13 protein-coding genes are annotated in these 15,345 nt (G+C 57.5%); all 13 read left to right on the forward strand.

The features are described 5' to 3' along the window. The first annotated feature begins 355 nt into the window (after positions 1–355). The 13 genes from ilvI to murG all read left to right on the forward strand — a co-directional run bounded on the left by ilvI (position 356) and on the right by murG (position 15,310). Entirely contained in the window at positions 356–2,080 is a 1,725-nt protein-coding gene (ilvI, locus tag ABU178_RS04125) for an acetolactate synthase 3 large subunit (protein ID WP_397212247.1), read from the forward strand. A gap of 2 nt (positions 2,081–2,082) precedes the next feature. Beyond that, positions 2,083–2,574 (forward strand): acetolactate synthase small subunit, encoded by a 492-nt coding sequence (ilvN, locus tag ABU178_RS04130; RefSeq protein WP_397212249.1) that lies wholly within the window; start codon positions 2,083–2,085, stop codon positions 2,572–2,574. A 198-nt stretch (positions 2,575–2,772) separates the two neighbouring features. Beyond that, positions 2,773–3,783 (forward strand): catabolite repressor/activator, encoded by a 1,011-nt coding sequence (cra, locus tag ABU178_RS04135; protein ID WP_397212251.1) that lies wholly within the window; start codon positions 2,773–2,775, stop codon positions 3,781–3,783. Between the two features lie 501 nt (positions 3,784–4,284). Continuing rightward, positions 4,285–4,743 carry a division/cell wall cluster transcriptional repressor MraZ gene (gene mraZ, locus ABU178_RS04140; protein ID WP_397212253.1) on the forward strand — a complete coding sequence of 153 codons (459 nt, stop codon included), beginning with the start codon at positions 4,285–4,287 and terminating at the stop codon, positions 4,741–4,743. Positions 4,744–4,745: 2 nt separating this feature from the next. Then, a complete protein-coding gene (gene rsmH / locus ABU178_RS04145; protein WP_397212255.1) occupies positions 4,746–5,687 on the forward strand; it encodes a 16S rRNA (cytosine(1402)-N(4))-methyltransferase RsmH in 942 nt (313 codons plus the stop codon). Beyond that, complete coding sequence (gene ftsL / locus ABU178_RS04150) at positions 5,684–6,004, forward strand: cell division protein FtsL (RefSeq protein WP_397212257.1); 321 nt, start codon at positions 5,684–5,686, stop codon at positions 6,002–6,004. The genes rsmH and ftsL overlap by 4 nt, the downstream gene beginning before the upstream one ends. A 16-nt stretch (positions 6,005–6,020) precedes the next feature. After that, the gene (locus tag ABU178_RS04155; protein WP_397212259.1) at positions 6,021–7,784 is read left to right on the forward strand and encodes a peptidoglycan glycosyltransferase FtsI; all 1,764 of its coding nucleotides are present in this window, start codon (positions 6,021–6,023) and stop codon (positions 7,782–7,784) included. Then, complete coding sequence (gene murE / locus ABU178_RS04160) at positions 7,771–9,258, forward strand: UDP-N-acetylmuramoyl-L-alanyl-D-glutamate--2,6-diaminopimelate ligase (protein WP_397212261.1); 1,488 nt, start codon at positions 7,771–7,773, stop codon at positions 9,256–9,258. Before ABU178_RS04155 ends, murE begins: the two co-directional genes overlap by 14 nt. Then, positions 9,255–10,616 carry a UDP-N-acetylmuramoyl-tripeptide--D-alanyl-D-alanine ligase gene (murF, locus tag ABU178_RS04165; protein ID WP_397212263.1) on the forward strand — a complete coding sequence of 454 codons (1,362 nt, stop codon included), beginning with the start codon at positions 9,255–9,257 and terminating at the stop codon, positions 10,614–10,616. Before murE ends, murF begins: the two co-directional genes overlap by 4 nt. Then, positions 10,610–11,692 carry a phospho-N-acetylmuramoyl-pentapeptide-transferase gene (gene mraY, locus ABU178_RS04170; protein WP_397212265.1) on the forward strand — a complete coding sequence of 361 codons (1,083 nt, stop codon included), beginning with the start codon at positions 10,610–10,612 and terminating at the stop codon, positions 11,690–11,692. The genes murF and mraY overlap by 7 nt, the downstream gene beginning before the upstream one ends. 2 nt (positions 11,693–11,694) lie before the next feature. Then, entirely contained in the window at positions 11,695–13,011 is a 1,317-nt protein-coding gene (gene murD, locus ABU178_RS04175; protein WP_397212267.1) for a UDP-N-acetylmuramoyl-L-alanine--D-glutamate ligase, read from the forward strand. After that, complete coding sequence (gene ftsW / locus ABU178_RS04180; RefSeq protein WP_397212269.1) at positions 13,011–14,234, forward strand: cell division protein FtsW; 1,224 nt, start codon at positions 13,011–13,013, stop codon at positions 14,232–14,234. Before murD ends, ftsW begins: the two co-directional genes overlap by 1 nt. Beyond that, positions 14,231–15,310, forward strand: a complete 1,080-nt coding sequence (murG, locus tag ABU178_RS04185; protein ID WP_397212271.1) for an undecaprenyldiphospho-muramoylpentapeptide beta-N-acetylglucosaminyltransferase — start codon at positions 14,231–14,233, stop codon at positions 15,308–15,310. Before ftsW ends, murG begins: the two co-directional genes overlap by 4 nt. The last annotated feature ends 35 nt before the right edge of the window (positions 15,311–15,345 follow it).

The raw sequence follows: 15,345 nt of genomic DNA on the forward strand, positions 1-15,345 counted from the left end.
TTACATCAGCCTGAAAATAATCATAACAGCAGCATATTCATCTGTGGTTGCGCCATTGAATTAGCGTATTCCTCGCAAGGGAATCTTTCCTTGCAGAAGCTTTTATGCAGCATTTGCGGCAGGGCGTGAGTTTGGCGTTTGCCTGCTAACTTTTCTGCGGTTATGGTAATCATCCTACTCTTACAAGAATTAACTCAGCAGATTTCTCTGTACCTGGATGGCGGAAATGAATTCCGCCGTCTGCGCATAAACATAAGATTTTGATCTTAATTGGCGAATCGGGGACAGAATGCATGTGACACGCTGGTTTTGCGTTCATCCATGGATTCTGTTCTTCACGCCTGGAGGCAGAAAAATGGAGATGTTGTCAGGAGCCGAAATGGTCGTACGCTCTTTAATCGACCAGGGCGTGAAGCAGGTTTTCGGTTATCCGGGCGGAGCGGTGCTCGATATCTATGATGCTCTGCAGACGGTGGGCGGGATCGACCATATTTTAGTGCGTCATGAACAGGGCGCGGTACATATGGCCGACGGCTACGCCCGAGCCACGGGAGAAGTCGGCGTGGTGCTGGTGACCTCCGGCCCCGGCGCGACCAATGCCATTACCGGCATCGCCACCGCCTATATGGACTCTATTCCGCTGGTGGTGCTCTCAGGCCAGGTTCCTTCATCCTTGATTGGCTACGACGCCTTCCAGGAATGCGACATGGTGGGCATTTCGCGGCCGGTGGTGAAGCACAGTTTTCTGGTGAAGCACACGGAAGAGATTCCCGGCATATTGAAAAAAGCGTTCTGGCTGGCGGCAAGCGGGCGTCCGGGACCGGTGGTGATCGATCTGCCGAAAGATATCCTGAATCCGGCGAATAAGCTGCCTTACGCCTGGCCCGACTCGGTAAGCATGCGTTCTTACAATCCTACCATTCAAGGCCATAAAGGGCAGATCAAGCGTGCGCTTCAGACACTGTTAGCGGCCCACAAGCCGGTAATGTATGTGGGCGGCGGCGCCATTACTTCTGCATGCGAAGCTGAACTGCTTCAGCTGGCGGAAACGCTGAATATTCCGGTGACCACCTCCTTAATGGGACTGGGCGCCTTTCCGGGCACGCATCGGCAGTGCGTAGGCATGCTGGGTATGCATGGCACCTACGAAGCCAACATGACGATGCACAATGCCGATTTAATTTTCGGCGTTGGCGTACGTTTTGACGATCGCACCACCAACAATCTGGCGAAATATTGTCCGAACGCCACCGTGATGCATATCGATATCGATCCCACCTCTATTTCGAAAACCGTGGCGGCCGATATTCCGATCGTCGGCGATGCGAAGCAGGTGCTACAGCAGATGCTGGAGCTACTGGCGCAGAGCGAGGCTAAACAGCCGTTCGACAGCCTGCGCGACTGGTGGCAATCCATTGAAACCTGGCGCGGCCGCAAGTGCCTGGAGTTCGATCGCAGCAGCAGCAAAATCAAGCCGCAGGCGGTGATCGAGACCATCTGGCGTTTAACCAAAGGCGATGCCTACGTCACCTCTGACGTCGGGCAGCATCAGATGTTCGCCGCGCTCTACTATCCGTTCGATAAACCGCGCCGCTGGATCAACTCCGGCGGTCTCGGCACCATGGGGTTTGGTCTGCCCGCCGCGCTGGGCGTGAAAATGGCGCTGCCGGAAGAGACGGTGATTTGCGTCACCGGCGACGGCAGCATCCAGATGAACATCCAGGAGCTTTCCACGGCGTTGCAGTACGATCTGCCGGTGCTGGTGCTGAACCTGAACAACCGTTTCCTCGGTATGGTGAAGCAGTGGCAGGATATGATCTATTCTGGCCGCCATTCACAGTCCTATATGGAGTCGCTGCCTGACTTTGTGCGTCTGGCGGAAGCCTATGGTCATGTGGGCATCGGCATTCATCATCCCGAAGAGCTGGAAGATAAGCTGAGCCTGGCGCTGACAGAGCTGGCGAAAGGCCGGCTGGTGTTTGTGGATGTCAATGTGGATGGCAGCGAGCATGTTTACCCGATGCAGATTCGCGGCGGGAGTATGGACGAAATGTGGTTGAGCAAAACGGAGAGGACTTAATTATGCGTCGCATCTTATCGGTTCTGCTGGAAAACGAATCTGGCGCATTGTCACGCGTGGTTGGATTGTTTTCCCAGCGCGGCTATAACATTGAGAGCCTCACCGTGGCGCCCACTGACGATCCCACGCTTTCGCGCATGACGATTCAGACCGTGGGCGACGAGAAAGTGCTGGAGCAGATCGAAAAGCAGCTGCATAAGCTGGTGGACGTGTTGCGCGTCACCGAGCTGGGGCAGGGCGCTTATGTCGAGCGTGAAATCATGCTGGTGAAGATCCAGGCCAGCGGTTACGGTCGCGAAGAGGTGAAACGCAGCGCGGAGATCTTCCGTGGGCAGATCGTGGACGTGACGCCTACGCTGTATACGGTTCAGCTTGCCGGTACCAGCGATAAGCTCGACGCGTTTTTAAACTCGGTGCGCGACGTGGCGGAAATCATTGAGGTGGCCCGCTCCGGCGTGGTCGGCGTTTCACGCGGCGATCGCATTATGCGTTAACGGCGCTGCGTGACAATCGACAAAACTAGCTAACCCGGCGTAATGCCGGGTTTTTTTATTTTTATGCGGTAGTGCCCCTTCGTTAACAAAAGCGGTTGCCCCGCGCACTTTTCTGCTGTTAGATGTAACAAACGTCTAATCCATAGCTAAACTGCGGATATTTTCAGCAGCGAGGCTTTGTTGAGGTGTGGGGTTCTTGTGAAACTGGATGAAATTGCGCGCCTGGCGGGCGTGTCGCGTACCACGGCCAGCTATGTCATTAACGGCAAAGCCAAGCAGTATCGTGTCAGCGACAAAACCGTTGAGAAAGTGATGTCGGTGGTGCGTGAGCATAATTACCATCCCAACGCGGTAGCGGCGGGTCTGCGCGCGGGCCGCACGCGCTCGATCGGACTGGTTATTCCCGATCTGGAGAATACCAGCTATACGCGTATCGCCAATTATCTGGAGCGTCAGGCGCGTCAGCGTGGTTATCAGCTGCTGATCGCCTGTTCGGAAGATCAGCCTGATAATGAGATGCGCTGCATTGAGCATCTGTTACAGCGTCAGGTGGATGCGATTATTGTCTCAACCTCGCTGCCGCCGGAACATCCGTTCTATCAGCGCTGGATCAACAATTCATTGCCTATCATTGCGCTGGATCGCGCGCTGGATCGTGAACACTTCACCAGCGTGGTCGGCGCCGATCAGGATGATGCTTTTATGCTGGCGGCTGAATTGCGTCAGCTGCCGGTTAAAAACGTGCTGTTTCTCGGCGCGCTGCCGGAGCTGTCGGTGAGCTTTCTGCGGGAAACGGGCTTTCGCGAGGCCTGGAAAGAGGATCCGCGTCCCATCGACTATATCTACAGCAACAGTTTTGAACGCAGCGCGGCGGCGGCGCTGTTTGAAAGCTATCTTGACGCGCATCCTATGCCGGAGGCGCTTTTCACCACCTCGTTTGGCCTGCTGCAGGGGGTAATGGACGTCACGCTGAAACGCAGCGGCCGTTTGCCGACCGATCTGGCTATCGCGACCTTTGGCGACCACGAATTACTGGACTTCCTGGAATGCCCGGTACTGGCGGTAGGGCAGCGTCATCGCGATGTGGCGGAACGGGTGCTGGAACTGGTATTAGCGAGCCTGGATGAGCCGCGAAAACCTAAACCTGGCTTAACCCGCATCCGCCGTAATTTATTTCGGCGGGGACAATTAAGCAGGAAAGTAAAATGAATAAGCGGGCAGAAAATTGCTGCCCGCCTGGTTTTTTTATCGCAGGAAATCTATTTTTGGCGCGCTTTTTTAGCGTAAAAAAGCGTAAATTCTCGCCACGCTTGCTAACATTTTAGAATTATTAATATTTCTAATTTGTATAGATCTGCATCAATGCAAAATCTCAGGCCCCGTCTGCACCTTGCAGCCTGACTTTCGGAAATCCCCTAAAATGCCGCCTTTGTCGCAGAATCACATGTAAATATAATTCAGGGTAAATTTGTGTTATTTTTAGCCAACCAATCAGGCGTAAAAATTTTTATTCAATTATTCATCGGGTTAATATTTCTTTTTTAATCCCTTTCCAATTAATCCCCTCCTTTTTTTATTTCTGTTAGCAGGAAATAGTGATATTCAGCCCCCGCTCCGGCTTGACAAGGATTTCGTCGGCTCCGTAAACTCGTTTCGTGGTAAAAAGTGGGATAAAGTGGTGAAAACAGGTGATTGAGGGGAAAGGCTGGCATGTTCCGTGGAGCAACGTTAGTCAACCTCGACAGCAAAGGTCGTTTGGCCGTACCAACGCGCTATCGTGAAACGCTGATCGGGGAGTCTCAGGGGCAAATGGTTTGTACCATTGACCTTCATCAGCCCTGCCTGTTGCTCTACACCTTGCCCCAGTGGGAAATTATCGAAAAAAAGCTGTCTCGCTTATCCAGCATGAATCCGCTTGAGCGCCGCGTGCAGCGCTTGTTATTGGGTCATGCCAGTGAGTGTCAGATGGATAATGCAGGCCGTTTACTGCTGGCGAATACGCTTCGTCAACATGCGAACCTGACAAAAGAAGTGATGCTGGTCGGCCAGTTTAATAAGTTTGAACTGTGGGATGAACAGACCTGGTATCAACAAGTCAAGGATGACATAGACGCAGAACAGTCGGCTCAGGAACCTTTATCTGAGCGGTTGCAGGACTTGTCGCTATAGCTATGCAGGAAAATTTTAAACATACCACCGTGCTGTTAGATGAGGCCGTTAACGGCCTGAACATCAAGGATGACGGCATTTACATCGATGGCACTTTCGGTCGCGGCGGACATTCACGCCTGATCCTTGCGCAGCTGGGCGAGAAAGGCGAACTGATCGCCATCGATCGCGATCCGCAAGCAATTGCTGCAGCCGCTGAGATGAAGGACCCGCGATTCTCCATTATTCATGGTCCTTTTTCTGAACTGGCTGGCTATATCACGGAGCGCGGGCTCAGCGGCAAGATCGACGGCGTTTTGCTGGATTTAGGCGTTTCATCGCCGCAGTTAGATGACGCGGAGCGCGGGTTTTCTTTTATGCGCGACGGTCCGCTTGATATGCGCATGGATCCGACGCGCGGCCAGTCGGCGGCGGAATGGCTGATGCAGGCGGAAGAGAGCGATATCGCCTTTGTACTAAAGACCTATGGCGAAGAGCGTTTTGCGAAACGCATTGCGCGCGCCATTGTGGAACGCAACCGCCTGGAGCCGATGACGCGCACCAGGGAGCTGGCTGAGGTGATTGCCGCGGCCACGCCGGTGAAAGATAAGTTTAAGCATCCGGCGACGCGCAGCTTCCAGGCGATTCGTATCTGGATCAATAGCGAGCTGGAAGAGATTGAAACCGCGTTGAAAGGCGCGCTTGAGGTGCTGGCACCGCAGGGACGTCTGTCGATTATCAGCTTCCATTCGCTGGAAGATCGCCTGGTGAAGCGCTTTATGCGCGATCGCAGCCGTGGTCCGCAGGTGCCTGCCGGTCTGCCGATGACCGAAGCGCAGCTGAGCGCGCTCGGCGGACGCGAGCTTAAATTGCTGGGCAAAATGGTGCCGGGCGAAGCGGAAGTGGCGGAAAACCCGCGCGCGCGCAGTTCGGTATTACGCATCGCTGAAAGGAACGCCTCATGATCGGCAATGAGCGCCACAGCCTGCCCGGCGTGATCGGGGCCGATCTGCTGCGGTTTGGCAAAATTCCGGTTTTGCTGATTATTGCGGTGCTGGTCTCTGCGGTGCTGGTGGTGACCACCACCCACAAGACGCGTTTGTTAACCGCGCAGCGCGAACAGCTGGTGCTGGAGCGTGACGCGCTGGACATTGAGTGGCGCAACCTGATTCTGGAAGAGAACGCGCTGGGCGATCACAGCCGCGTGGAACGCACAGCGACGGAAAAACTGCATATGCAGCATGTGGATCCTTCACAGGAAAACATTGTGGTACAGCAATAAGGAATCCCTGAACCAAATGAGCGGCAGCAGAACGCTGAAGTTGAAAAAACAGGAAGATAAAGCCAGCTTTGTGAGCTGGCGTTTTGCGTTGCTGTGCGGCTGTATTCTGCTGGCGCTCTGCGGTTTGCTCTCTCGTGTCGCCTGGCTGCAGGTGATCAAACCGGACAAACTGGTTAAAGAGGGCGATCTGCGTTCGCTGCGCGTACAGGCGATCCCCACCGCACGCGGCATGATCAGCGACCGCGCCGGCCGTCCACTGGCGGTGAGCGTGCCGGTTAACGCCATTTGGGCCGATCCGAAAGAGCTTCATGAGCACGGCGGCGTCACCCTCGACAGCCGCTGGAAAGCGCTCGCTGACGCGCTCTCTGTTCCTCTCGATCAGCTGGCCGCCCGCGTCAACGCCAACCCAAAAGGGCGTTTCGTCTATCTTGCCCGTCAGATCAATCCGGCGATTGGCGACTACATCAAAAAACTCAAGCTTCCTGGCATCTATCTGCGCGAAGAGTCGCGTCGTTATTATCCCGCCGGTCAGGTAACCTCGCACCTGATCGGCTTTACCAATATTGACGGTCAGGGCATTGAAGGGATCGAAAAAAGCTTCGATAAATGGCTGACCGGCCAGCCGGGCGAACGTACGGTGCGTAAGGACCGCTATGGTCGCGTGATTGAAGATATCTCTTCCGTTGACAGCCGCGCAGCGCACAACCTGACGCTCAGCATTGATGAGCGCTTGCAGGCGCTGGTGTACCGCGAGCTCAATAATGCCGTGGCGTTTAACAAAGCGGAATCGGGCACCGCCGTGCTGGTGGATGTCAATACCGGCGAAGTGCTGGCGATGGCCAACAGCCCGGCCTACAACCCGAATAACCTCAGCAACACGCCGAAAGATGTGATGCGCAACCGCGCCATTACCGACATCTTCGAACCAGGCTCCACGGTCAAGCCCATGGTGGTGATGACCGCGCTGCAGCGCGGCGTGGTGAAAGAGAACAGCGTACTAAATACCATGCCGTACCGCGTTAATGGTCATGAGATCAAAGATGTGGCGCGCTATAACGAATTGACCCTTACCGGGGTTCTGCAGAAGTCGAGTAACGTCGGCGTTTCACGTTTGGCGTTAGCGATGCCCTCCTCAGCGTTAGTAGATACTTACTCTCGCTTTGGATTGGGAAAGCCGACCAATTTGGGGTTGGTCGGGGAAAGTAGTGGCTTATATCCGCAAAAACAACGGTGGTCTGACATAGAGAGGGCCACCTTCTCTTTCGGCTACGGGCTAATGGTAACGCCGTTACAGTTAGCGCGAGTCTATGCAACCATCGGCAGTTACGGCATCGCCCGTCCGCTGTCGATCACCAAAGTTGACCCGCCGGTTGCCGGCGAGCGCGTCTTCTCCGAATCACTGGTAAAAACCGTGGTGCATATGATGGAGAGCGTGGCGTTACCCGGAGGCGGCGGCGTGAAGGCGGCTATCAAGGGCTACCGCATCGCCATTAAAACCGGTACCGCGAAGAAAGTCGGCCCGGACGGGCGTTACGTCAATAAATATATCGCTTATACCGCAGGCGTCGCGCCTGCCAGCCATCCTCGTTTTGCCCTGGTCGTGGTGATTAACGATCCCCAGGCCGGGAAATATTATGGCGGTGCGGTTTCGGCACCGGTGTTCGGCGCCATCATGGGCGGCGTTCTGCGCACCATGAACATCGAGCCAGACGCGTTGCCGGTCAATGAGAAAAACGAGTTGGTGATTAATTCAAATGGGGATCCAAGTGACAGATCGTAATCTGCGCGACTTACTGGCTCCGTGGGTGCCTGGCGCGCCGGAGCGTCCGCTTCGTGACATGACACTGGACAGCCGCAGCGCGGCGTCCGGCGATCTGTTTGTTGCTGTAGCCGGTCATCAGGCTGACGGACGGCGCTTTATTCCACAGGCTATCGCCCAAGGCGTTTCGGCAGTGATTGCCGAAGCGGAAGGCGAAGCCGCCGACGGCGATATGCGCGAACTGCACGGCGTGCCGGTGATTTACCTGGCGCAGCTGCAGCAACGCCTTTCCGCGCTGGCCGGGCGTTTTTACCGCCAGCCGGGCGAAAAGCTGAAGCTGGTCGGCGTAACCGGCACCAACGGTAAAACCACCACCACGCAGCTGCTGGCGCAGTGGACGAACCTGCTGGGCGAAACCGGCGCGGTGATGGGCACCGTCGGCAATGGCCTGTATGGCCGCCTGGTGCCGACTGAAAATACCACCGGCTCTGCCGTTGAGGTGCAGCAAGTGCTGCACGATCTGGCAGGGCAGGGGGCGACCCTCGCCGCAATGGAGATCTCTTCTCATGGTCTGGTGCAGCATCGCGTGGCGGCGCTGCCTTTTGCCGCCGCGGTATTTACCAACCTGAGCCGCGACCATCTCGATTATCACGGCGATATGCAGAGCTACGAGTCAGCCAAGTGGCTGCTGTTCTCAGAGCATCATCCGGGCCAGGCGATTATCAATGCCGATGATGAGGCAGGTCGCCGCTGGCTGCAAAAATTGCCCGATGCGGTCGCGGTCACGCTGGAAGATAACTTACAGCCAGGCTGCCATGGTCGTTGGCTGAAAGCGACCGACGTGCATTATCACGACAACGGCGCCCGTATCCGTTTCCGCTCCAGCTGGGGCGATGGCGAAATTGAAAGCCGCCTGATGGGCGCGTTTAACGTCAGTAATCTGCTGCTGGCGCTTGCCACGCTGCTGGCGCTTGGCTATTCGCTGGATCGACTTGTGGAGAGCGCCTCACAGCTGCAGCCAGTCTGCGGGCGCATGGAGGTGTTTAACGCGCCGGGCAAGCCTACCGTTGTCGTCGATTATGCCCACACGCCTGACGCGCTGGAAAAAGCGCTCGAAGCGGCGCGTCTGCACTGCAAAGGCCAGCTCTGGTGCCTGTTTGGCTGCGGCGGCGATCGCGACAAAGGAAAACGCCCGTTAATGGGCGCTATCGCCGAGCAGTATGCCGACGTGGTGGTGATAACCGATGACAATCCGCGCAGCGAAGAGCCGATGGCGATTGTGAACGATATTCTGAGCGGTCTGCTGGATCCGGGCCGGGCGCGCGTGGTGTCAGGACGGGCGCAGGCGGTGACCAATACGGTGATGCAGGCGCAGCCTGACGATATTGTGCTGGTAGCGGGCAAAGGCCACGAGGATTACCAGATTGTCGGTAACCACCGTCTCGACTACTCCGACCGCCTGACGGTCGCCCGTTTACTGGGGGTGATCGTATGATTCCTGTTTCTCTGCAAACCCTGGCGGAAATCAGCGGCGGCACGCTGGTTGGCAGCGATCTCACGCTGAACGACGTGACGACCGATACGCGTAAGGTTACCGCCGGCAGCCTGTTTGTGGCGCTGGTGGGCGAGCGCTTCGACGCGCACGATTTTGTCGGTGACGCTATTGCCAACGGCGCGCAGGCGTTACTGGTGAGTAAGCACTTACAGGTCGCTGTGCCGCAGGTGATCGTCAGCGATACGCGTCTGGCGTTTGGCAAGCTTGCCGCCTGGGTGCGTCAGCAGGCCAAAGCGCGCGTGGTCGCGCTCACCGGCTCCTCCGGCAAAACCTCAGTGAAAGAGATGACGGCGGCGATTCTGCGCCAGTGCGGCGAGACGCTCTATACCGCCGGCAACCTCAACAACGATTTTGGCGTGCCGATGACGCTGCTGCGCCTGACGCCGGAGCATGATTACGCGGTGATCGAGCTGGGCGCCAACCATCAGGGCGAAATTGCTTATACCACCGAGCTGGTGCGCCCTGAGAGCGCGCTGGTCAACAACCTGGCCGCGGCGCATCTGGAAGGTTTCGGCTCGCTGGACGGCGTGGCGAAAGCCAAAGGCGAAATCTTTGCCGGTTTACCGGTGCATGGCACGGCCATTCTGAATCAGGAAAGCAATGACTGGCCGCACTGGCAGACGCAGCTGCACGGCAAAACCGTCTGGCGCTTTGCGCCGCAGGCGCAGGCCGACAGCGATTTCTGGGCCAGCGATATTCAGGTCAGCGGCGACGGCACGCGATTCATCATGCATACCCCGCGCGGCGAGACCGATATCCTGCTGCCGCTGCCGGGCCGCCATAACGTGGCGAACGCGTTGGCTGCGGCGGCGCTGGCGCTCTCCGTGGATGTGCCGCTCAGCGCCATCCAGGCCGGTCTGAAAACGTTGCAGGCGGTGCCTGGCCGACTTTTCCCGGTGCGCCTCTCTGACACTCAGCTGCTGCTGGACGACAGTTACAACGCCAACGTCGGTTCGATGACTGCCGCCGCACAAGTACTGGCTACCATGCCGGGCTACCGCGTGATGGTGGTGGGCGATATGGCGGAACTGGGCGACGAAGCGGAGCAGTGCCACCGTGAGGTTGGTCTGGCGGCGAAGCTGGCAGGTATCGATCTTGTGCTCAGCACCGGGTCGCTCAGCCATTTCATCAGCGAAGCCAGCGGCGCTGGCGAACATTTCAGCAATAAGACCGCGCTGGTTGAACGTTTACGGACGCTGTTGTCCGAATACCCGGAAATTACCGTTTTGATAAAAGGCTCGCGTAGTGCCGCCATGGAGCAGGTAGTACAGAGCTTACAGGAGAAAGGAACATGTTAGTCTGGCTGGCCGAGCATCTGGTCACATTCTATTCCGGCTTTAACGTCTTTTCCTATTTGACGTTTCGCGCCATTGTCAGCCTGCTGACCGCACTTTTCCTCTCGCTGTGGATGGGGCCGCGCCTGATCGCGTGGCTGCAGAAGTTACAGATTGGTCAGGTCGTACGTAACGATGGCCCGGAGTCGCACTTCAGCAAGCGCGGCACGCCGACCATGGGCGGCATTATGATCCTTACCTCAATCACCGTTTCGGTGCTGATGTGGGCCTATCCTTCCAATCCCTATGTCTGGTGCGTGCTGGTGGTGCTGGTCGGCTTCGGCGTTATCGGCTTTGTGGATGATTACCGCAAAGTGGTGCGCAAAGATACTAAAGGACTGATCGCGCGCTGGAAATATTTCTGGATGTCGGTGATCTCGCTGGGCGTGGCGTTCGCGCTGTTTGTCGCGGGCAAAGGCACCCCGGCTACCCAGCTGGTGGTGCCGTTCTTCAAAGACATCATGCCGCAGCTCGGCTTGTTCTATGTGCTGCTGGCTTACTTCGTCATTGTCGGCACCGGCAACGCGGTCAACCTCACCGACGGTCTGGATGGTCTGGCGATCATGCCCACGGTGTTTGTGGCGGCGGGCTTTGCGCTGGTCGCCTGGGCAACGGGCAACGTGGTGTTCGCGGAATATCTGCATATCCCTTATCTGCGCCATGCTGGCGAACTGGTGATCGTCTGCACCGCCATTGTAGGCGCCGGTCTCGGTTTTCTCTGGTTCAACACCTATCCGGCGCAGGTCTTTATGGGCGACGTCGGCTCGCTGGCGCTGGGTGGCGCGCTGGGCACCATCGCTGTGCTGCTGCGTCAGGAGTTTTTGCTGGTGATCATGGGCGGCGTATTCGTGGTTGAAACGCTGTCGGTGATTCTGCAGGTGGGATCGTTCAAGCTGCGCGGTCAGCGTATTTTCCGCATGGCGCCGATTCACCATCACTATGAATTGAAAGGCTGGCCGGAGCCGCGCGTGATTGTGCGTTTCTGGATTATTTCGCTGATGCTGGTGCTGATTGGCCTGGCAACGCTGAAGGTACGTTAATTATGGCTGACTATCGGGGCAGAAAAGTAGTCATTATCGGGTTAGGCCTGACCGGGCTCTCCTGTGTTGATTTCTTTTTAGCGCAGGGCGTAACGCCCCGCGTGATGGATACCCGTGTGTCGCCGCCGGGCGTTGATAAGCTGCCGGAAAACGTTGAGCGTTACCTTGGCGGCATTAACCGCGACTGGCTGCTGGCGGCTGATTTGATTATCGCCAGTCCGGGTATTGCGCTGGCTCATCCTGACCTGAGCGAAGCGGCTGACGCGGGAATCGAAATCGTTGGCGATATCGAGCTGTTTTGCCGCGAGGCGCAGGCGCCAATCGTGGCGATTACCGGCTCCAACGGCAAAAGCACCGTGACGACGCTGGTGGGCGAAATGGCGAAAACGGCAGGCTGGCAGGTAGGTATCGGCGGCAATATCGGCTTACCGGCTTTATCCCTGCTGAAAGAGCCTGCGCAGCTTTATGTACTGGAGCTTTCCAGCTTCCAACTGGAAAGCACCTGGAGCCTGAAGGCCGCGGCGGCGACGATCCTGAATGTGACCGAAGATCATATGGATCGTTATCCGCTCGGTATGCAGCAATACCGCGCCGCCAAGCTGCGCATTTATGAAAACGCCGACGTCTGCGTGGTCAATGCTGATGACGGCATGACGATGCCAGTGCGCGGCGCTGACGCGCGTTGCGTCAGCTTCGGCGTAGACGTGGGCGATTATCATCTGAACCAGCAGCAAGGCAGCACCTGGCTGCGGGTAAAAGGTGAGAAGGTACTGAACACCGACGAAATGAAGCTGGTGGGTCAGCACAACTATACCAATGCGCTGGCGGCGCTGGCGCTGGCCGATGCCGCAGGCGTGCCGCGCGCCTCCAGCCTGAAAGCATTGACCACCTTTACCGGTCTGCCGCACCGTTTTCAGCTGGCCCATGAACGTAACGGCGTACGCTGGATTAATGACTCGAAAGCCACCAACGTCGGCAGCACCGAAGCGGCGCTGAACGGCTTGCAGGTGAAAGGCACGCTCTGGCTGCTGCTGGGCGGCGACGGCAAATCCGCCGATTTTACCCCGCTGGCGCACTACCTTCAGGGCAATAAAATCAGGCTTTACTGTTTTGGCCGCGACGGCGACGCGCTGGCCGCTTTGCGGCCCGAAATCGCCACGCGTACCGAAACATTGCAACAGGCGATGGAACAGATTGCGCCTCAGGTGCAGCCAGGCGATATGGTTTTGCTCTCGCCCGCCTGCGCCAGCCTTGACCAGTTCCGTAATTTTGAACAGCGCGGCGAACGCTTCGCGCAGCTGGCGAAGGAGTTGGGCTGATGCGCATTCCCGGAGTGAAAAACCTGGCGGGCGCTATTACCGGGCGTCTGAAAGAGTGGGTGATGGGCGTTGGCGCACGCGAAAGCGATGGCGCCCCGATGGTGCTTTACGATCGCACGCTGCTCTGGCTGACCTTTGGCCTGGCGATTGTGGGTTTCGTAATGGTGACTTCGGCCTCGATGCCGGTGGGTCAGCGTCTGTCAGAAGACCCGTTTTACTTTGCCAAGCGCGATGCGCTCTATCTGGCGCTGGCGCTGGGTATCGCGCTGGTCACCCTGCGCGTGCCGATGAGTTTCTGGCAGCGTTACAGCAACATTATGCTGCTGGTGTCGGTAGTGATGCTGCTGATCGTGCTGGTGGTGGGCAGTTCGGTTAACGGCGCATCACGCTGGATTGCGCTCGGGCCGCTACGTATTCAGCCCGCTGAATTGTCGAAGCTGACGCTGTTCTGCTACCTCGCCAGCTATCTGGTGCGCAAGGTGGAAGAGGTACGCAACAATTTCTGGGGCTTCTGTAAGCCGATGGGCGTGATGGTGGTGCTGGCGGTGCTGCTGCTGGCGCAGCCGGACTTAGGGACAGTGGTAGTGTTGTTCGTCACCACTTTGGCGATGCTGTTTCTCGCCGGGGCCAAGCTGTGGCAGTTCCTGGCGATTATCGGCTCCGGCATTTTTGCCGTGGTGCTGCTGATTATCGCCGAGCCGTACCGTATGCGTCGCGTCACCTCGTTCTGGAACCCGTGGGAAGATCCCTTCGGCAGCGGTTACCAGTTAACCCAGTCGCTGATGGCGTTTGGCCGCGGTGAGTTCTGGGGACAAGGCCTCGGCAATTCGGTGCAAAAACTTGAATATCTGCCGGAGGCGCATACCGACTTCATTTTCTCGATTATCGGGGAGGAACTCGGTTATGTCGGTGTGGTTTTGGCGTTGTTAATGGTATTCTTCGTGGCTTTTCGTGCCATGTCGATTGGTCGCCGGGCATTAGAGCTTGACCAGCGTTTTGCCGGTTTTCTGGCCTGCTCGATTGGCGTCTGGTTCAGCTTTCAGGCGCTGGTGAACGTTGGCGCGGCAGCGGGAATGCTGCCAACCAAAGGGCTGACGCTGCCGCTGATCAGTTACGGCGGCTCGAGCCTGATTATCATGTCGACGGCCATTGTGTTTTTATTGCGCATAGATTACGAAACGCGTCTGGCGAAAGCGCAGGCGTTTACCCGAGGTGGTCGATGAGTGGCAAGCGACTGATGGTAATGGCGGGCGGAACCGGTGGACATGTGTTTCCCGGCCTGGCCGTTGCTCATCATCTGATGGAACAGGGCTGGCAGGTGCGCTGGCTGGGAACCGCTGATCGTATGGAAGCGGATCTGGTGCCGAAGCACGGCATCGACATTGAATTTATCCGCATCAGCGGCTTGCGCGGCAAAGGCCCGAAGGCGCTGCTGCTGGCGCCGGTGCGCATTTTCAACGCCTGGCGTCAGGCGCGCGTCATTATGAAAAAGTGGCAGCCGGATGTGGTGCTGGGCATGGGCGGCTACGTCTCGGGTCCCGGCGGCCTGGCAGCCTGGAGCTGCGGCATTCCGGTAGTGCTGCATGAACAGAACGGTATCGCGGGCCTGACTAACAAGTGGCTGGCGAAAATCGCCAAAAAGGTGATGCAGGCATTTCCCGGCGCGTTTCCCGATGCGATCGTCGTAGGCAATCCGGTGCGCACCGACGTGCTGGCGCTGCCGTTACCGGCGCAGCGTCTGGCGAACCGCAGCGGACCGATCCGGGTGCTGGTAATTGGCGGCAGCCAGGGCGCGCGCATTCTGAACCAGACGATGCCGCAGGTGGCAGCCCGCATGGGCGAGCAGATTACGCTCTGGCACCAGACAGGCAAAGGCGCGCTGGAAAGCGTGTTGAATGCCTATCAGCAGGCAGGGCAGGAGCAGCACAAAATCGTCGAGTTTATCGATGATATGGCAGCCGCTTACGCCTGGGCCGATGTGGTGGTTTGCCGTTCCGGCGCGCTGACGGTGAGCGAAGTGGCGGCCGCGGGTTTACCGGCGATTTTTGTCCCGTTTCAGCATAAAGATCGCCAGCAGTACTGGAATGCGCTGCCGCTGGAGAAAGCGGGCGCAGCCAAAATTTATGAGCAGCCGCAGTTTAATGCGGATGCCGTGGCGGAAACGCTGAGTCATTGGGATCGTGAAACCTTGCTGGCGATGGCGGAAAAAGCCCGTCAGGTCGCGATTCCCGATGCCACTGAACGTGTCGCTGTTGAAGTGGCAAAAGCCGCAAACACCTTTTCCGGTCAGCCCGGCTGACCCGTGTCGTTATACGGCACAAACCGAAACAACAG

Origin of the sequence: Pantoea osteomyelitidis (assembly GCF_044342975.1) — a bacterium.
Lineage (GTDB): Bacteria > Pseudomonadota > Gammaproteobacteria > Enterobacterales > Enterobacteriaceae > Pantoea > Pantoea osteomyelitidis.